Origin of the sequence: Streptomyces sp. ISL-43 (assembly GCF_018614195.1) — a bacterium.
Classification (GTDB): Bacteria; Actinomycetota; Actinomycetes; order Streptomycetales; family Streptomycetaceae; genus Streptomyces.
The window spans coordinates 58,113-75,729 of record NZ_JAGGOT010000001.1; the positions used below are offsets into that span (position 1 = coordinate 58,113).

The following is a 17,617-nucleotide window of genomic DNA, read 5'->3' on the forward strand; positions in this document are numbered from 1 at the left end:
CGCTTGGCCATCACACCCCGGGCGGCAAGGCGACCTTCCTCACCTCCCGGCCTACGGCCGCTCGGGCGCCGTCACCAGGCCAACGCGACGTTCGAGAGCACCGTCCCGGTGGGCCGCTTGGACGGGGCGGGGCAGGACTCCTCTACCTCTGCCGCGTAAGGGCGTGCTGCACCCCGCCGCGCCAGGTCACACCGTAGTCGTGGCGCAGTCGGCGCACCTCCCAGACGGACAGGCCCGTGATGGCGACCGGGCTTCCGATAGAGATCATGACAGCCAGCGGAAGGGGCAGCCTGGGGTCGTAGCCAAAGCGCAGGTCGACCATTGCCAGTGCCCAGGGACTGCATGGGGCCAGCATCGCGGGGAGCAGCAGGTGCCCGTCGATCGCGTTGAACAGGTGGCGCAGCACCAGCCATACGGACACCGCCCCGTAGACCGCCGCCGGGATCAGGGCGAGCACAGTCACGGTGAGGAGGACCAGTCCGTAGACCGCGAGCCACCCCTCCGGCGAGGAGGGCACACCAGGTAGGGGATACGTCCGTCGGGTGTTGAACAGCCTCAGGCCGACAGTGAGGTAGGACAGGCCGCCGAACAGCGCCAAATAGGCGCCGGTGAAGGTGAAGAGGGTGACCAGCGGCCGTTTGAGCGCTCGCGTGGCCTCCCCTCGCAGGCCGCGCCTGGTCAGGACGAGAAGCAGCAGCGCGCACGCCGGGAGCATGAGCAGCGCGGCCAGGCCGGTAACCAGGACCCGCGCGCTGAAACGGACATATTCGGTATGCATGTCGTACCCGTAGAAGACGAACACCCACCCCATGGTGGCCAGTCCAACCAGGCCACGGACGAAACGCGCCCGTTCCAGCGAATCGTCCCTCGGCTCGATCCGGCGCAGCGGGGCGTAGCGCTCGATGGCGGGCCGCCACGGTGTCAGCAGGAACCTGCCTACGGGCGTCCGGGACCGCCCGGGCGCGGGCCCGACCCTTCGGTGCCGTCGTCGGGCGGACGCCGGCGGATACGGTGGTGGCGGCGGATAGGCCATGAGCGATCTCCCCCCTCCCCCCAGATCCCGGCCGCGTATGTTAACCAACACGTATCGCTGGACGACATCATTCCGCCGCAGATCCCCACCATCCGGAGGGATTCGTGGTACGGGAAGGAGGACCCCAGGTCCGAGCAGGCGCAAAGGCTGCATGGCCTCGCGGCGGGACCTGGCCGAGGAGGCATCTGCGGCAGGGGTTTCGACCGAGCTGCTCCAACAGTGGGGTCTCAAGGGATTGGTGCGAGCCATCAGAGGATCCCAGGCCGTTGGCCTCTTCCGGGAGATGCTCCACAACAGGCACCTCAACACGGGCACGACGTGGCGACCGAATGACCTGACGGACATGGTCTACCTGTCCTGTGCGGTCGCGTACGCGGACTTCGTCGTCTGCGAGAGGACGATGCTCGATCCCCTACAGCACGGCTTGAAGCGCCCGGGTCGCCGGCGCAGGTCTACCGCCGCCTCACGGCCGCAGTAGCGGCCATCGAGGAGGCGCTGGAAACGCCTCCAGTCCCCGTCGAGCCCTCGCAGTAGCGCTGGATGATGCCCCGTCCGGGAGCGTCCGCTCACGCATCGCTCACGCACAGTCGAGGAAACGACTGAGCGCCCCGTCCGTACGAAACCGGATGGGGCGCTCAGATGCAGGTCAGAGGGGTTAACCCCCGCCCGCGAGCAGTAGGCCATGTCGGACTCGAACCGACAACCAACGGATTAAAAGTCCGCTGCTCTGCCAATTGAGCTAATGGCCCTTGGCGTGCTCAACCCAGAGCATAGCCGCAGAGCGCCGGACAGCCGATCGCATATCCCCTGTCCGTCCCGGGCCATGTCGGCGGGGGCTCCCGGATCAGCGGGCCGGAGTACGGACAGGGCCCCTGCGACGGTGTGTCGCAGGGGCCCTGTCACTCGCTCAGTTCAGCGGCTGTGGTCAGCCGTTGCGCTTCCAGCGGGGCTTGTCGTCGCGGCGTCCACCGAAGGAGGAGCCGGTCGAGCCGGTCGAGCCGCCGCCGGAGGGGCGGTGGTCGTCGCGGCGGCCGTACGGGCGGTCGCCGCCGCCGGAGCGGAAGCCGCCACCGGTGGGACGGTCGCCACCGCGGTCGTCACGGTTGAAACCCCCCGAGGGGCGGTCGTCGCGACGGAAGCCACCACCGGTCGGACGGTCGCCACCGGAGCGGAAGCCACCACCGGTCGGACGGTCACCACCGGAGCGGAAGCCACCACCGGCCGGACGGTCACCACCGGAACGGAAGCCACCGGACGGACGGTCGTCGCGACGGAAGCCGCCACCGGTGGGACGGTCGCCACCGCGGTCGTCACGGTTGAAACCACCCGAGGGGCGGTCGTCGCGACGGAAGCCACCACCGGTCGGACGGTCGCCACCGGAACGGAAGCCACCACCAGCCGGACGGTCACCACCGGAACGGAAGCCACCGGACGGACGGTCGTCGCGACGGAAGCCACCACCCGTGGGACGGTCGCCACCGCGGTCGTCACGGTTGAAACCACCCGAGGGGCGGTCGTCGCGACGGAAGCCACCACCGGTCGGACGGTCGCCACCGGAACGGAAGCCACCACCAGCCGGACGGTCACCACCGGAACGGAAGCCACCGGACGGACGGTCGTCGCGACGGAAGCCGCCACGGTCGCCACCGCGGTCGCCGCCACGGTCACCACGGTCGTCACGACGGTTGTCACGGCGCTCGTAGTTGCCACGGTCGTCACGGCTCTGGAACGCGGGGCGCTCCTCGGCGGCCGGCACGGCCGCGACGGCAGCCGCGACCTCGGCCTCGGCGGCCTCGGCCACCTCGGCGACAGCGGCCTCCGGGTCCTCGCCACGCTCACGCGCGGATCGGGCGACCAGGCGGTCGGCCTCCTCGCGCAGCTCGACGGCACGGCGCGACAGGCGCTCCAGCTGCTTGGTCAGGTCGGCGACCTCGCGCTCGGCCTGCTTCGCGGCGTTGTTCGCGGAGTCGGCCTGGACCTGCGTCAGCGAACGGGCACCGGTGATCTCGGCGACCTCGGGGTCGAAGGCGCCGACGCCCTGGACGATGTGGCGCGAGGCGTCGACGCCCGCGTCCTCCATCAGGCGGAAGATCTGGCGGCGCTGGTGCGGCAGGGCGAGGGAGACGACCACGCCCGACTTGCCGGCGCGGGCGGTACGGCCCGAGCGGTGCAGGTAGTCCTTGTGGTCGCCGGCCGGGTCCACGTTCAGGACCAGGTCGATGCCGTCGACGTGGATGCCGCGGGCGGCGACGTCGGTGGCGACGAGCGCGTTGACGTAGCCGTCCTTGAAGTCCGCGAGGACGCGGGTACGGGCACCCTGCGTCATGCCGCCGTGCAGCGCGTCGGCCTTCACGCCGGCCTCGATGAGCTGCTCGGCGATGCGGTCGGCGCCCAGCTGGGTGCGGACGAAGATGATGGTGCGGCCCTTGCGGGCGGCGATGGCGGCCGTGACCGGCGCCTTGTCCTTCGGCTTCACGACGAGGACGTGGTGCGTCATGGTCGTGACGTTGCCCTGCGCGCTGTCGACCTCGTGCGTGACGGGGTTGGTCAGGTAGCGCTTGACCAGGGTGCCGATCTCGTTCTCCATGGTGGCGGAGAAGAGCATGCGCTGGCCGCCGCCGGGGATCTGGTCGAGCAGCTCGGTGACCTCGGGCAGGAAGCCCAGGTCGGCCATCTGGTCGGCCTCGTCGAGGACCGCGACCTGGACGTTCGCCAGGGAGCAGGCGCCGCGGTTGATGATGTCGCGCAGACGGCCCGGGGTGGCGACGAGGACGTCGACACCGCGCTCCAGAGCGAAGATCTGGTTGCTCATGGAGGTACCGCCGCAGACGACCTTCATCTTGAGGCCGAGCACGTCGCCGTAGGGCTGGAGAGCGTCGGCGACCTGCATCGCGAGCTCACGCGTCGGCGTCAGGATGATCGCGCGGGGCTTCTTCTTCTCGGTGTGGCCGCCGGCCAGCGAGGCCAGGGTCGGCAGACCGAAGGAGAGGGTCTTGCCGGAGCCGGTGCGGCCGCGGCCGAGGATGTCCTTGCCGGCCAGGGCGTCCGGGATGGTCGCCGCCTGGATCGGGAAGGGCGAGGTGACGCCGTTCTGGGCGAGCTTGCGCACGATCCCGTCCGGCAGACCGAGGTCGCCGAAGGTCAGGGTGGGCTCGGCGTCGGCGTCGGCGTCGTCGGCCTCAGCGTCGGCGTCGAAGTCGGTGGTGGAGTCCTCGAAGGACTCGCCGGTCGTCACGTCGGCCTCAAGAGCCTCGATGATCTCGTCGGCGACTACGGCCTCGATGGCCTCGGTGACCGCGAGGGTCTCGGCGTCGACGATCTCGTTGGAGTCGTTCTCGGGCATGACGGAACGGTCAGAACTGGAAATGGACATGCGAAATGCGAAACCTTCCGGAGTCTCGGCACGCGCCCAAACTCCGTGAATCGCAAATCGACCGCCTCAATGCGGTCAGCCACGGCTAGGGAGAGTACGCGCCACGCGGCGCTCTTCGGAGTCGGCGCCGGGCAATGGGATCAAACGATCTATAACCATACGCACCCTCCCCGGGGTCTGGCAAGTCTCCTCCCCAAAGAGGGCTCTGACCTGCGCAAACGCCATCCGCCCCGGGGATCCCTGGGCCTGGCCCTCGGCCCGCTCCGGACCTACGGCTGCCCGCCGGGCGCCCCACTGGGGTCCGGCTGCGTGGGCTCCGGAGTCGGTGTGGGATCGGTCACTGGGGGCGGCGAGACCGGCGGAGGCGAGACCGGCGGCGCGGGGGTCGGGGAGCCGGGCTGCCCGCCTCCGGAGCCGCTCGCTCCACCGGAGCCCGGACCGGAGCCGGAGCCGCCGGCCGGAGGCTGCTGGGGACCCTGGCCGCCCGCGCCGCCGCCCGGCCCCGCCGACGGCGAGGGAGCACCGGGCGGGCCCGCCGGGGCGCCCGGGCCGGGCGAGGCCCCGGTCGCGCCGGAGGCCTTGCCCGGCTCCCCGGCCTTGCCGTCCTGGTTCCCCGTACCGTCCTTCGAGCCGTGGCCGCCCCGCACGGACCCCGAGCCCTTGCCGGACGAGGCACCTCCGCCCGACTTGCCGCCCTGGACCCCCGCCGAGGAGGAGGGCCCGGGCTGTGCGGCGTCCTCGCCGACGCTCATGCAGCCCGCCGTCGCCGCCACCGCGAGCGCGGCGACCGCCAGACGCAGGGGGCGAAGGGGGCGCGGGGGGCGGAGGGAAGCGGTCAACTGGCGCACGGGGCACCTCCGGAACACAGGCAAGGGTCCGCGATGAGCGGGTCGATGTGCCCAACTCCCATGGCCCCGTAAGGGACACGCTCCAGCGGGGAGAAGGGCCGCGCACCATGAGCCGAACGGCCGGGCGAACGGCCGGGCGAACGGGCGAACGGGCGAACGGACCGTCACTCGAACAGCTGGCGCGCCACCTGGAACCCGAGCGTGACCCCGCCCAGCCCGACCAGCACCGACCCCGCCGCGTTCGCCGCCGCGAGGAACCCCCAGCCCCGCTCCGCCAGTCGCAGCGTCTCGTACGAGAAGGTCGAGTACGTGCTCAGCGCCCCGCACAGCCCCGTCCCGAGCAGCAGGCTCAGCCGCGAGGAGGCCGCGCCGTCCAGCACCGCCCCGGTCAGCGCCCCCAGCACCAGGCAGGCGACCGCGTTCACCACGAAGGTCCCCCACGGGAAGACCGAATCGTGCCGCGCCTGCACCGCGCGGTCGGTCAGGTAGCGCAGCGGCGCCCCCACGGCCGCGCCGACGATCACCACGAGCCAGTTCACCGGCGCACCGGAGCCCCGCCGCCGCCCACCGCGCGCCGCGTCACCCGGGCGGCCGCCCACACCACGCCCAGCGCGCCGGCCACCGTGAGCCCCGCGTACGCCAGCGCGGTCCCCGCCTCACCGGCGTCCAGCAGCCGGGCGAAGTCCACGGCGTAGGTGGAGAAGGTGGTGAATCCGCCGAGCACCCCGACACCCACGAAGGGCCGTACGAGGGGATGCGCCGACCGGCCGCCCTCGCTGATCAGCACCATGAGGACGCCGATCGACGCGCAGCCCGCCACGTTGACCCAGAAGGTCCCCCACGGGAAGGCCCCCGGCGGGGCCGGCCACAACAGCCCTACCCCGTACCGCGCCGAGGCGCCCACGGCGCCGCCGGCCGCCACGGCCGCGAGGACCCGGCCCTGCGGTTCGGCGCGCTGCGCCGGCACGTGGAGGTCGACGTCCGGGTCGATGGCCTCGGAGCCCTCGACCGGCCGGGTCATCCGCGCCCCGCTTCGCATGTCGCCACCCGGCCATTCTCGCGCGCCGTGTCCCGACCCGCCTCGATCGGCCGCGGAGACGCGAGAATGACCACGTGCTGGAGATGACGCGAGACGCGTTCGAAGAGCTGGTGGCCGAAGCCCTGGACTCGATCCCCGAGGAGCTGACCCGGGTCATGGACAACGTGGCCGTCTTCGTGGAGGACGAGCCCGCCGCCGACGACCCCGACCTGCTCGGCCTCTACGAAGGGACCCCGCTCACCGAGCGCGGCGAGTGGTACGCCGGGGTCCTGCCGGACCGGATCTCGATCTACATGGGTCCGACCCTGCGGATGTGCGAGACCCCCGACGAGGTGGTCCACGAGGTCGCCGTGACCGTGGTCCACGAGATCGCCCACCACTTCGGCATCGAGGACGAGCGCCTCCACGAGCTCGGCTGGGGGTGACCTCGGGGGGATCCCGGGGCGACCCGCGGGCGACCCGGGAAACCGTTTTGGCGATCGCCGCCGGGATCCCATATGCTTCTCACGTCCCCGACGCGCTGGAAAGTGCCCGGCGGGCCTTTAGCCCTCATCGTCTAGTGGCCCAGGACGCCGCCCTTTCAAGGCGGTAGCACGGGTTCGAATCCCGTTGGGGGTACGCAGTAACCGTGTGCGAGACTTGTGCTCGCACATTGCAAGGACCTGTGGAGCAGTTGGTTAGCTCGCCACCCTGTCAAGGTGGAGGTCGCGGGTTCAAGTCCCGTCAGGTTCGCTGAAGCCGGAAACGGTTTCGTGGCTGGGTAGCTCAGTTGGTACGAGCGATCGCCTGAAAAGCGATAGGTCGCCGGTTCGACCCCGGCCCCAGCCACCAGATACGAAGAAGGCCCCGTCCATCGGACGGGGCCTTCTTCGTCACTCCCCTTCGGCGCCCGCCGTCCGCGCCCGCCGGCGCCACTGCACCAGGCCCACGCCGGCCGCCACCACCGCGACCAGCCCGAGCAGCATCCAGTCGGGGACCGCGTCCGCGACGGCCTGGACCCGCTGCTCCACCGCGAACGAGTCGTCCACGTCCAGCAGCCCCGGCAGTGCGCTCGCCCCGTCGTAGGCCAGGAACAGCGCGCCGAGCACGATGAAGAACAGGCCCGAGGCGAGCGAGGTCGTGTGCAGCTCGAAGCGGCCGACCGCGAAGGCCCGCCCGCGCAGCCAGCGCCGCCGGCCCAGGTCGAAGCGCTCCCAGAGCAGCGCCAGCACGAACAGCGGAACGGCCATGCCCAGCGCGTACACCGCGAGCAGCAGGCCCCCGTAGACCGGGCTGCCGCTGACCGCCGCCACCGTGAGGACGCTGCCGAGGATCGGCCCGGCGCAGAAGCCGGCCAGCCCGTAGACGGCGCCCAGCGCGTACACCGACAGGGCGGTGGTCGGGCGGATCCTCCCCGACAGCTCGGCGATCCGCTTCGAGGCGAAGCCCAGGCCCAGGATCTGCGCGAGCCCGAGCGCGATGATCAGCCAGCCGCCGGCCAGCACGAGCTCGTCGCGGTTGCTGTGGAAGAACCGCCCGGCGTACGAACCGGCCGCCCCCAGCGGTACGAGGGTGCTCGCGAGGCCCGCGTAGAAGATCCCGGTGCGCGCCAGCAGCCGGGAGGCGGAGTCGATCGAGTAGGCGAAGAACGCGGGCAGGAGCAGCGCGCTGCACGGGCTGAGCAGCGCGAGGAGGCCGCCCAGCAGGGCGGCCAGGTATCCGATGTCGGTCACTTCGCGGCCGCCTGCGCCTGCGTCTTGGCCTTGGCGATGGCCGCGGCGAAGGCGTCCGTCGGCTGGGCTCCCGCGATGGGCTGCCCGTTGACGAGGAAGGAGGGGGTGGAGGTGACGCCGATGCGGTAGCCCTCCTCCTGGTCCTTGTTCAGCGCGGCGGCGGCCTGCTCGCCCGCCATGTCCTTCTCGAAGCGCTCCAGGTCCGGTACGCCGGCCTCGCGCGCCAGCTCGGTCAGCCGCTCCCCGCCGAAGCCCTTCTCCTTCGAGCCCTCGGCGTACGCGGCCGCGTGGAACTGCTGGAAGCGGTCCTGCTGCCCCGCCGCCCAGGCCGCCTTGGCGGCGGCCTCGGAGTCGGCGCCGAAGATCGGGAAGTTGCGCCACTCGATGCGCAGGGTGCCGTCCTCCACGTACTTCTTCACCAGAGCGGGCTCGGTGTCGCGGGCGAACTTCCCGCAGTAGCCGCACTTGAAGTCGGAGTACTCGATCAGGACGACGGGGGCGTCGGCGCGGCCGACGGCGAGCTTGTCCCCGGACTCGCGGCGGGCGAGCGCCTTCAGCTCGGCGGCGGGGTCGGTACGGGGCGCGCCCGAGGCCGGGGCGGAGGAGCCGCCGGCGGGCTTGTCGGCCGGGGCGGTGGCCTGCCAGGAGACGAGGCCGAGGGTGATCGCGGCGACGGCGACGCCGGCGGAGATCAGCAGGGGCTTGCGGTTCGAGGACCGGGAAGAGGACATGCGGGTGCTCCAGAGCTGTGCGGGGTGGGGTGAGGCGGACCGGCGGATGCGGCCGGTCCTCCAGGGGGCAAGACGCCCCCTAAACCCGCATCACGGACAGCTCGGTCGGGGACGGCGCCGCCTGGCGCGGCCCGCGGAGGAGGACCCGTACGGGTATCGCGTGCGGCCGGTCCGCCGCCCCGGGCTCCGGCCGGGCGGGCGGGGCCTGGGCCTGCGCCTGGTCGGACCCGGCCCGCGCCGGCACGGCGGGCACGCCGTCGCGGTCCGCGGACCCGGGGGCGCAGGCGGGTCCCGGGGAGCCGGCGCGGGCGAAGGCGGCGACGGGAGCGGAGCCCGGCTCCACGGGGGCCGCGGCGGGGGAGGCCGCCGGGGAAGCGGCCGGGGAAGCGGCCCCGAAGGCCCCCGCCGGGGCGGCCGCCGCCTGGAAGGTTCCGGCCAGCAGCGCCCAGCCCAGCAGCACCGCGAACACGCACCGGAGGCGGCGGGGGCGGGGCATCGTGGGCGGCCTCTCACTGGAACACTTCAGGGGGACACTCGGGCGGACTCTGGGGACTCGTCCCGAAATGGTACGGGTCCGCCCCACAAATGCGTTCGCCACCCGGCACCTACGGGTGAGATCCTCGACCAGGTATGTCTACTTCCTTCGCCGCCCTGCAGACGCTCCTCGGGGAGATCTCCCTCCGTGACGCGCACCGCCTCGGCCGCCGCCTCGAAGGCGCCCGCCGCATCCGCAAGCCCGAGGCCAAGCAGGCCGTGCTCGACGAGATCGCCGCGGAGGCCGAAAAGGCCGCCGCGCGACTGGCCGGACGCGCCTCGCGGATGCCGGAGGTCACGTATCCCGAGAACCTGCCCGTCAGCCAGAAGAAGGACGAGATCGCCGAGGCGATACGCGACCACCAGGTCGTGATCGTCGCGGGCGAGACCGGCTCCGGCAAGACCACGCAGATCCCCAAGATCTGCATGGAGCTGGGGCGCGGTGTCCGGGGCATGATCGGGCACACCCAGCCGCGCCGGATCGCGGCCCGCACGGTCGCGGAGCGCATCGCGGAGGAGCTGAAGTCCGAGATCGGCCAGACGGTCGGCTGGAAGGTCCGGTTCACCGATCAGGTGGACCAGGACGCGACCTTCGTGAAGCTGATGACCGACGGCATCCTGCTCGCCGAGATCCAGACGGACCGCGAGCTGCGCGCCTACGACACGATCATCATCGACGAGGCCCACGAGCGGTCGCTGAACATCGACTTCCTGCTCGGCTACCTGGCCACGCTGCTGCCCAAGCGCCCCGACCTCAAGGTGATCATCACCTCGGCGACGATCGACCCCCAGCGGTTCTCCCGGCACTTCGGCGAGGCCCCGATCGTCGAGGTCAGCGGGCGCACGTATCCGGTGGAGGTCCGCTACCGCCCGCTCCTGGAGGAGGAGGGCGACGACAGCGACCGCGACCAGATCACCGCGATCTGCGAGGCCGTGGACGAGCTCCAGGCGGAGGGGCCGGGCGACGTCCTGGTCTTCCTCTCCGGCGAGCGCGAGATCCGCGACACGGCGGACGCCCTCAACAAGCGGAATCTTCAGTTCACCGAAGTGCTGCCGCTCTACGCGCGCCTCTCGCACGCCGAGCAGCACCGGGTCTTCCAGCAGCACACCGGCCGGCGGATCGTCCTCGCGACCAACGTCGCCGAGACCTCGCTGACCGTCCCGGGCATCAAGTACGTGATCGACCCGGGCAATGCCCGCATCTCCCGCTACAGCCACCGCACCAAGGTCCAGCGCCTGCCCATCGAGCGGATCTCGCAGGCCAGCGCCAACCAGCGCAAGGGCCGCTGCGGCCGTACCAGCGACGGCATCTGCATCCGGCTGTTCTCCGAGGACGACTTCGAGAGCCGCCCGGAGTTCACGGACGCCGAGATCCTGCGCACCAACCTCGCCTCCGTCATCCTCCAGATGACCGCGGCCGGCCTCGGCGAGATCGAGAAGTTCCCCTTCATCGACCCGCCGGACCACCGCAACATCCGCGACGGCGTCCAGCTCCTCCAGGAGCTCGGCGCGCTGGATCCCTCGGAGAAGGACCACAACAAGCGACTCACCCCCATGGGCCGCCAGCTCGCCCAGCTCCCGGTGGACCCGCGCCTGGCCCGCATGGTGGTGGAGGCGGACAAGAACAACTGCGTCCGCGAGGTCATGGTCATCGCGGCGGCCCTGTCCATCCAGGACCCGCGCGAGCGGCCCTCGGACAAGCAGACGCAGGCCGACCAGAACCATGCCCGCTTCAAGGACGAGACGAGCGACTTCCTCTCGTTCCTGAACATGTGGCGCTACGTCCGCGAGCAGCAGAAGGAGCGCGGCTCGTCCTCCTTCCGCCGGATGTGCAAGCAGGAGTACCTGAACTTCCTGCGGATCCGCGAGTGGCAGGACATCTATTCGCAGCTGCGTACGGTCGCCAAGACCATGGGCATCCACGTCAACGAGGCCGACGCCCCCGAGACGAGCGTGCACATCTCGCTGCTGGCCGGCCTGCTGTCGCACATCGGGCTCAAGGACACCGACAAGAACGAGTACCTGGGGGCCCGGTCCGCCAAGTTCGCGATCTTCCCGGGTTCCTCGCTCTTCAAGAAGCAGCCGAAGTTCCTGATGTCGGCCGAGCTGGTGGAGACCTCGCGGCTGTGGGCCCGGGTGAACGCCAAGGTCGAGCCGGAGTGGGTGGAGCCGCTCGCCCAGCACCTGATCAAGCGCACGTACAGCGAGCCGCACTGGGAGAAGGACCAGGCGGCCGTGATGGCCTTCGAGAAGGTCACGCTGTACGGCGTGCCGATCGTCGCGCAACGGAAGATCAACTACGGCCGGATCGACCCCGAGGTCTCGCGCGAACTGTTCATTCGCAACGCCCTGGTCGAGGGCGACTGGCGGACCCACCACAAGTTCTACGCCGACAACCGCAAGCTCCTCACCGAGGTGGAGGAGCTGGAGAACCGGGCCCGGCGCCGCGACATCGTGGTCGACGACGAGACGCTCTTCGACTTCTACGACCAGCGGATCCCCGAACACGTGGTCTCCGGGGCGCACTTCGACTCCTGGTGGAAGCACAAGAAGCGGGACGAGCCCGAACTGCTCGACTTCGAGCGCGAGATGCTCCTGACGGAGAAGGCGGCCGGGGTCACCAAGGCCGACTATCCGGACTCCTGGACGCAGGGGCAGCTGAAGTTCCGGGTGACCTACCAGTTCGAGCCGGGCGCCGACGCGGACGGCGTGACCGTCCACATCCCGCTCCAGGTGCTGAACCAGGTCACGGACGAGGGCTTCGACTGGCAGATCCCGGGCCTGCGCGAAGAGGTGGTCACCGAGCTGATCCGGTCCCTCCCCAAGCCGATCCGCCGGCACTACGTGCCCGCACCGAACTTCGCGACCCGCTTCCTCGCCACGGCGCACCCGCTGCAGGAGCCCCTGCACGTGACGCTGGCCCGGGAGCTGCAGCGGATGGTCGGGGTCCCGGTCACCGCCGAGGACTTCGACCTCACCCGCATCCCCGACCACCTGAAGATCACCTTCCGGATCGTCGACGAGCGCCGCAAGAACCTCGCCGAGGCCAAGGACCTGGAGGCCCTGCGCCTCCAGCTCAAGCCCAAGGCCCGCCAGGCCCTCTCCCAGGCCGCCGCGGCCAGCGCCGAGCGCGCGGGCGGGGAGTCGGTGGAGAAGACCGGACTGACGGACTGGACGATCGGCACGCTGACCAAGGTCTTCGAGACCCGGCGGGCGGGTCAGCCGGTGAAGGCGTACCCGGCGCTGGTGGACGAGGGCGCGAGCGTGTCCGTACGCCTCTTCGACACCGAGGCCGAGCAGGAGCAGGCGATGCGGCTCGGCACCCGGCGCCTGATCCTGCTCAACATCCCGGTGAACCCGGCGAAATTCGCCTCGGACCACCTCAGCAACCAGCAGAAGCTGGCCCTGTCGCGCAATCCGCACGGCTCCATCCAGGCGCTGTTCGACGACTGCGCCACCGCCGCGGCCGACAAGCTGATCGCGGACCACGGCGGCCCGGCGTGGGACGAGGCGGGCTTCCGCAAGCTCTACGAGGCCGTGCGGGCCGACCTGGTGGACACGACCGTACGGACGATCACGCAGGTGCAGCAGGTGCTGGCGGCCTGGCAGGCCTGCGAGCGGCGGCTGAAGGCCACCGGCAGCCTGGCCCTCATGGCCAACGTCCAGGACGTGAAGAACCAGCTGGCGGCCCTCGTGCCGGCCGGCTTCGTCACGCTGGCCGGGCTGCGCCGGGTGCCGGACCTGATGCGCTACCTGGTGGCGGCCGACCGGCGGCTCCAGCAGATGCCGACGGGCGTCCAGCGCGACACCACGCGCATGGAGAAGGTCCACGAGATGCGGGACGAGTACCTGTGGCTGCTGGAGCAGTTGCCCAAGGGCCGGCCGGTGCCGGCGGCGGTCACCGAGATCCGCTGGATGATCGAGGAACTGCGGGTCAGCTACTTCGCGCACGCCCTCGGAACGGCCTATCCGATCTCCGACAAGCGCATCGTGAAGGCGGTCGACGCGGCGGCTCCGGGACCGGCCCGGTGATCGGAGTCGACTGCACCCCCTGAGCTGCGGTACAGTCTGTTTCGCAGCCGCCTAGCGGCCGCGAAACAAGGACCTGTGGAGCAGTTGGTTAGCTCGCCACCCTGTCAAGGTGGAGGTCGCGGGTTCAAGTCCCGTCAGGTTCGCAAGATCGTCAGGGCCCGCATCCTCAGGGATGCGGGCCCTGACGCGTTTCCGGCCCAGGAGCCTCCCCAAAGGCCCAGGAGCCCCCTCAACCCCAACCGCCCCGCCGGAGCGCCCCCAAAGGCCCGCCGAGGGCCCCCTGGAGGGCCCGTACGGCCGATCCGGCACCCCGTCAGCCGAAAGGGCGGGGCCGCGGGGGCCGGCCGCCCTGGAGGAGCCGGGCCGAGCTCGGGCCGAACGGGGCCGGCCCGGAAAATCACCCGTTCGCATGACGCGCTCCGCACGGCACGTCCCTTTACGGGCTGCGCCGCCCTATTCACAAGAGTGATCAACTGTGACGGGAGTCACTACATGTGTTTTTGAGACGTACGTTTTTATCGCACCCCTACGCGTGCTCGATTTAATATGTGCAATGGCACCCACCTCCGGCCACCCCGCGCGCCAGCCCGATAGCGCCCTGACCAGGGCACAAAAAAGATCGCGCTGGACCCGGCGGAGTCCAGCGCGATCGAACGACTGAGGAACCTGTTGGGGCAGGCCCGGTCGCATGAAGCCATGTGGGGCTCATCGGATTGGGGGACCCGATATAGACCCGTCAATAGGGTGTTGCTTAGGTGTTGCTGCGGAACCTCAGGCCTCGCTGCGCTGCTGCGGAATTCCCGCAAGCAGTGCGCGAACCTCAGCCTCGCGGTAACGGCGGTGTCCACCCAGGGTGCGGATGGACGTGAGCTTGCCAGCCTTGGCCCAGCGGGTGACCGTCTTCGGGTCCACGCGGAACATCGTGGCAACCTCAGCCGGGGTCAGCAGCGGCTCGGCATCAGGGGTGCGAGCGGTCATGAGCGGCCTCCTCGGGAGAACCGAACCATCTCGGTTCTTTCCTCTAAATTCTGCACCTTGGCCCACGTTGCCCGAAATGGACATACGCGGGCCGAGTCGGTTATAGGACGAACGGCTTGTCCTCGGCACTACAACTACACCATCCGTCCAGCCTCGACGGCCAAACCGACGGAATTGCCCTCCGAGGTGTTCATCAGCGGCGGAAGCCGATGGACCGTCCCATAACGGACAGTCACCCCACTGTGACGATCAGTCACAGAGCGATCAGGAGTCGTCAGACCCCCCGTAGAGTGCAAATGCCGAGTATTCCGCCCTTAGTTGGACGGAAGGAACCCTCCCCGGACTCCTTGTCCTATTTTGGCACGAGGGTAGGGGAAGGGCGCAAGGGTGTAGAAAGTGCGGTCCGTCACGCTTGGGCCAATGGCCCGTATCGGGACGTAGGTCCCGGAACAAAGACCCAAAAGAGGGCATCCCGGCCGTGAGCTGGCCGTTCCCTCCGAAGAGGGGCCGATCGGCCGGTGGACATCGGCGCTCCGCTCCGCTACCCCCACCGACCCGCTCCGGATCGCACTAGTTCGCGAAAAGTCTCTCCCGGACCGCCCGCCACCGGTCCGCCAGGACCCCGTACGTCTCGGACGCCCCGTCCCGGTCCCCGGCCCGCAGCGCCGCGATCCCCTCCGCCAGGTCCCGGGCCGAGCGGTCCCGCTCCAGCCGGTCCGCCGGCAGCGCGTGCAGCAGCCCGCCGTAGTCCAGCTCCACCATCGAGCGCGGATGGAACTCCTCCAGCCAGCTGCCGACCTCCACCAGCCCCTCGGCGAGCATCCCGTAGCCCTCCGCCTCGCGCAGGGTCCGCAGGCCGCGCGCGAGCCGGCGCCGGGCCTGCACCATCGGCGTCCGGTAGCGCAGCCGCTCGCCCGCCACGTACTCCCGCTCCTCGTCGGACACCAGCACGAACCAGCGCAGCGGCACCTGCCACACCCCGGTACGGATCCACGGGCGCGCGTCGGGATTGCGCCCGCGCCAGGCCTCGTACTCCTCGGCGGCCCGGCGGCGGGTCGTCTCGGGCAGCACGGCGTCGAGCACCGGCGCCGGGAACTCGGCCACCAGCTCCTCCAGGGCCAGCCAGCCGCGCAGCCTGGTCCGCCAGGGGCAGACCAGCAGCAGCCCGTCCACCTCGGCGGTGAAAGCGTCCGCGCTCTCGTGCGCCGGGACCCCGACCACGGGCACCCGTACCAAGTTCACCAGCGAACGGCGCAGTTCGTCCTGGGCGGTCGGGATGACCCCGCGCCGGGCGTAGTCGGCCCAGTGCGTGCGCTCGGGCTCCGGGAAGGCCGCCAGCGGCTCGTAGACGCGCAGGTACGAGGCGTACGGGACGGCCGGCACCGAGCGGGCGGAGGGCAGCCGGGGATCGGGGGATTCGCTCACGCTCTCGTACTCCCCCGCCCCGCCCGGCCCTACTCCGACGGCGGCCCGCGGCCCGTCCGGCGGCCCGTCCCGCGCCCCGTCCGGAAACCCGGGAGTGTCCCGATCTCCGGACAGGGAGGATCGCCGGGCTCCTCAGGTCTTACGCTGCTCCCAGCACGCCCTCCCCCACCCGCAGGGCGGGCGTCTTTCCCGCCGCATCTCTTCCATGGGAGTCACCACCGTGACCGAAATGACCGACGGCGTCCTGCACACCCTGTTCCGTTCGGAACAGGGCGGTCACGAGCAAGTCGTGCTGTGCCAGGACCGAGCCTCCGGCCTGAAGGCCGTCATCGCGATCCACTCCACCGCCCTGGGCCCGGCCCTCGGCGGCACTCGCTTCCACGCGTACGCCTCGGACGAGGAAGCCGTCCTCGACGCGCTGAACCTCTCGCGCGGCATGTCGTACAAGAACGCGCTCGCCGGGCTCGACCTCGGCGGCGGCAAGGCCGTGATCATCGGCGACCCGGACGTCCTCAAGAGCGAGGAACTGCTGCTGGCCTACGGCCGGTTCGTGGAGTCCCTCGGCGGCCGCTACGTGACCGCCTGCGACGTCGGCACCTACGTGGCCGACATGGACGTCGTGGCCCGCGAGACCCGCTGGGCGACCGGCCGCTCCCCCGAGAACGGCGGCGCCGGCGACTCCTCGGTCCTCACCGCCTTCGGCGTCTTCCAGGGCATGCGCGCCAGCGCCCAGCACCTGTGGGGCGACCCGACCCTGCGCGGCCGCAAGGTCGGTATCGCCGGCGTCGGCAAGGTCGGCCACCACCTGGTCGAGCACCTGCTGGAGGACGGCGCCCAGGTCGTGATCACGGACGTCCGTACGGAATCCGTCCAGCGGATCCTGGACAAGCACCCGGGCAAGGTGACCGCCGTCGCCGACACCGAGGCGCTGATCCGCGTGGAGGGCCTGGACATCTACGCCCCCTGCGCCCTCGGCGGGGCCCTGAACGACGCGTCCGTACCGGTTCTGACCGCGAAGGTCGTGTGCGGAGCGGCGAACAACCAGCTCGCGCACCCGGGTGTGGAGAAGGACCTCGCCGACCGCGGGATCCTCTACGCGCCGGACTACGTGGTCAACGCGGGCGGGGTCATCCAGGTCGCCGACGAGCTGCGCGGCTTCGACTTCGACCGCTGCAAGGCCAAGGCCGCGAAGATCTTCGACACCACGCTGGAAATCTTCGCACGTGCGAAGGCGGACGGGATTCCGCCGGCCGCCGCGGCCGACCGGATCGCCGAGCAGCGCATGGCGGACGCCCGCAGGGCGCGCACGGTCTGATCCTGACGGGGCCCTCATCGGGCTTCCAGGTGCGCCCGCCGGGGTGCGGCGAGACGGAACTCACTGCGCTTCGGCGGGTCGCCCGTCAGGAAAGGGCTAAAATCGCAGCTGACCAGCGAGGACGGGGCGCCTCGTTGGTACTGCACCGGGGCGCGTCATGCGGGCGGCGTACCGTATGGCCGCGGAAGCAGGTACCGTTAAACCCCTACGGACGGTCTCTCCACGGAGAGCCCGCTCCGAACCATGAACGCGTGTCAGACTCTGGGGCCGTCGAGCCCCGTCACCGAGGGGGTCGAGCCATGGGGCGCGGCCGGGCAAAGGCCAAGCAGACGAAGGTCGCCCGCCAGCTGAAGTACAGCAGCGGCGGGACTGACTTGTCGCGTCTGGCCAATGAGCTGGGCGCATCGCCGACGGATCCGCCGCTGCCTGTCAGCGTGCCGGTCGAAGTCGATGACGATGACGATCAAGATGAAGATGACCCGTACGCCAAGTACGCGGCTCTTTACAACGACGATGACGACGAAGACGAGGACGAAGAGTCCGGTCCGTCGGCGCATCGTCGCGGCGCTTGACGCTCTAGTGGTGTCTGCACGCCAG

At 70.8% G+C, this 17,617-nt stretch carries 14 protein-coding genes and 5 tRNA genes; 8 read left to right on the forward strand and 11 right to left on the reverse strand.

The window, feature by feature from the left end; all coding sequences use genetic code 11:
* Positions 1–142: 142 nt before the first annotated feature.
* The 6 genes from J7F03_RS00260 to J7F03_RS00285 all read right to left on the reverse strand — a co-directional run bounded on the left by J7F03_RS00260 (position 143) and on the right by J7F03_RS00285 (position 6,293).
* The gene (locus tag J7F03_RS00260) at positions 143–802 is read right to left on the reverse strand and encodes a hypothetical protein (RefSeq protein WP_214946561.1); all 660 of its coding nucleotides are present in this window, start codon (positions 800–802) and stop codon (positions 143–145) included.
* A gap of 907 nt (positions 803–1,709) precedes the next feature.
* A tRNA-Lys gene (locus J7F03_RS00265) sits at positions 1,710–1,782 on the reverse strand.
* A 176-nt stretch (positions 1,783–1,958) separates the two neighbouring features.
* Positions 1,959–4,406 carry a DEAD/DEAH box helicase gene (locus tag J7F03_RS00270; protein WP_214946562.1) on the reverse strand — a complete coding sequence of 816 codons (2,448 nt, stop codon included), beginning with the start codon at positions 4,404–4,406 and terminating at the stop codon, positions 1,959–1,961.
* Positions 4,407–4,675: 269 nt separating this feature from the next.
* Positions 4,676–5,245, reverse strand: coding sequence for a hypothetical protein (locus tag J7F03_RS00275; RefSeq protein WP_214946563.1), 570 nt, complete (start codon positions 5,243–5,245; stop codon positions 4,676–4,678).
* A 173-nt stretch (positions 5,246–5,418) separates the two neighbouring features.
* A complete protein-coding gene (gene crcB, locus J7F03_RS00280; protein ID WP_214946564.1) occupies positions 5,419–5,793 on the reverse strand; it encodes a fluoride efflux transporter CrcB in 375 nt (124 codons plus the stop codon).
* On the reverse strand, positions 5,790–6,293 hold the full coding sequence (locus J7F03_RS00285; protein ID WP_251071195.1) for a CrcB family protein: 504 nt from the start codon (positions 6,291–6,293) through the stop codon (positions 5,790–5,792). The genes crcB and J7F03_RS00285 overlap by 4 nt, the downstream gene beginning before the upstream one ends.
* 74 nt (positions 6,294–6,367) lie before the next feature.
* Between J7F03_RS00285 and J7F03_RS00290 the strand changes: the two genes are divergently transcribed.
* The 4 genes from J7F03_RS00290 (at position 6,368) to J7F03_RS00305 (ending at position 7,124) form a co-directional block, all read left to right on the forward strand.
* Positions 6,368–6,718 (forward strand): metallopeptidase family protein, encoded by a 351-nt coding sequence (locus J7F03_RS00290; protein WP_214946565.1) that lies wholly within the window; start codon positions 6,368–6,370, stop codon positions 6,716–6,718.
* A gap of 120 nt (positions 6,719–6,838) precedes the next feature.
* Positions 6,839–6,911 (forward strand) — tRNA-Glu (locus tag J7F03_RS00295).
* A gap of 40 nt (positions 6,912–6,951) precedes the next feature.
* Positions 6,952–7,025: transfer RNA gene (locus J7F03_RS00300), tRNA-Asp, on the forward strand.
* A 22-nt stretch (positions 7,026–7,047) separates the two neighbouring features.
* Positions 7,048–7,124: transfer RNA gene (locus J7F03_RS00305), tRNA-Phe, on the forward strand.
* Between the two features lie 41 nt (positions 7,125–7,165).
* Here J7F03_RS00305 and J7F03_RS00310 read toward each other — a convergent pair.
* The 3 genes from J7F03_RS00310 to J7F03_RS00320 form a co-directional block, all read right to left on the reverse strand.
* Complete coding sequence (locus J7F03_RS00310; RefSeq protein WP_214946566.1) at positions 7,166–8,005, reverse strand: cytochrome c biogenesis CcdA family protein; 840 nt, start codon at positions 8,003–8,005, stop codon at positions 7,166–7,168.
* Entirely contained in the window at positions 8,002–8,736 is a 735-nt protein-coding gene (locus tag J7F03_RS00315) for a DsbA family protein (protein WP_214946567.1), read from the reverse strand. Before J7F03_RS00315 ends, J7F03_RS00310 begins: the two co-directional genes overlap by 4 nt.
* A gap of 79 nt (positions 8,737–8,815) precedes the next feature.
* A complete protein-coding gene (locus J7F03_RS00320) occupies positions 8,816–9,232 on the reverse strand; it encodes a hypothetical protein (RefSeq protein ID WP_214946568.1) in 417 nt (138 codons plus the stop codon).
* 134 nt (positions 9,233–9,366) lie between these two features.
* Between J7F03_RS00320 and hrpA the strand changes: the two genes are divergently transcribed.
* Both hrpA and J7F03_RS00330 read left to right on the forward strand, forming a co-directional pair.
* Positions 9,367–13,302, forward strand: a complete 3,936-nt coding sequence (hrpA, locus tag J7F03_RS00325; RefSeq protein WP_214946569.1) for an ATP-dependent RNA helicase HrpA — start codon at positions 9,367–9,369, stop codon at positions 13,300–13,302.
* 69 nt (positions 13,303–13,371) lie between these two features.
* A tRNA-Asp gene (locus J7F03_RS00330) sits at positions 13,372–13,445 on the forward strand.
* Positions 13,446–14,073: 628 nt separating this feature from the next.
* Here J7F03_RS00330 and bldC read toward each other — a convergent pair.
* A complete protein-coding gene (bldC, locus tag J7F03_RS00335; RefSeq protein ID WP_003949541.1) occupies positions 14,074–14,280 on the reverse strand; it encodes a developmental transcriptional regulator BldC in 207 nt (68 codons plus the stop codon).
* A gap of 570 nt (positions 14,281–14,850) precedes the next feature.
* Positions 14,851–15,705 carry a hypothetical protein gene (locus tag J7F03_RS00340; RefSeq protein WP_308378849.1) on the reverse strand — a complete coding sequence of 285 codons (855 nt, stop codon included), beginning with the start codon at positions 15,703–15,705 and terminating at the stop codon, positions 14,851–14,853.
* A gap of 220 nt (positions 15,706–15,925) precedes the next feature.
* On the opposite strand from J7F03_RS00340, the gene J7F03_RS00345 reads away from it, so the two are divergent.
* The gene (locus J7F03_RS00345) at positions 15,926–17,020 is read left to right on the forward strand and encodes a Glu/Leu/Phe/Val dehydrogenase (protein ID WP_308378851.1); all 1,095 of its coding nucleotides are present in this window, start codon (positions 15,926–15,928) and stop codon (positions 17,018–17,020) included.
* Between the two features lie 299 nt (positions 17,021–17,319).
* On the forward strand, positions 17,320–17,592 hold the full coding sequence (locus tag J7F03_RS00350; protein WP_214946570.1) for a DUF3073 domain-containing protein: 273 nt from the start codon (positions 17,320–17,322) through the stop codon (positions 17,590–17,592).
* Positions 17,593–17,617: the final 25 nt, after the last annotated feature.

Coding starts and splice junctions, on each gene's coding strand:
- J7F03_RS00270 (WP_214946562.1), bottom strand. CDS start 4,406: ATGTCCATTTCCAGTTCTGACCGTTCCGTCATGCCCGAGAACGACTCC.
- J7F03_RS00315 (WP_214946567.1), bottom strand. CDS start 8,736: ATGTCCTCTTCCCGGTCCTCGAACCGCAAGCCCCTGCTGATCTCCGCC.
- J7F03_RS00350 (WP_214946570.1), top strand. CDS start 17,320: ATGGGGCGCGGCCGGGCAAAGGCCAAGCAGACGAAGGTCGCCCGCCAG.
- J7F03_RS00285 (WP_251071195.1), bottom strand. CDS start 6,293: ATGCGAAGCGGGGCGCGGATGACCCGGCCGGTCGAGGGCTCCGAGGCC.
- J7F03_RS00320 (WP_214946568.1), bottom strand. CDS start 9,232: ATGCCCCGCCCCCGCCGCCTCCGGTGCGTGTTCGCGGTGCTGCTGGGC.
- bldC (WP_003949541.1), bottom strand. CDS start 14,280: ATGACCGCTCGCACCCCTGATGCCGAGCCGCTGCTGACCCCGGCTGAG.
- hrpA (WP_214946569.1), top strand. CDS start 9,367: ATGTCTACTTCCTTCGCCGCCCTGCAGACGCTCCTCGGGGAGATCTCC.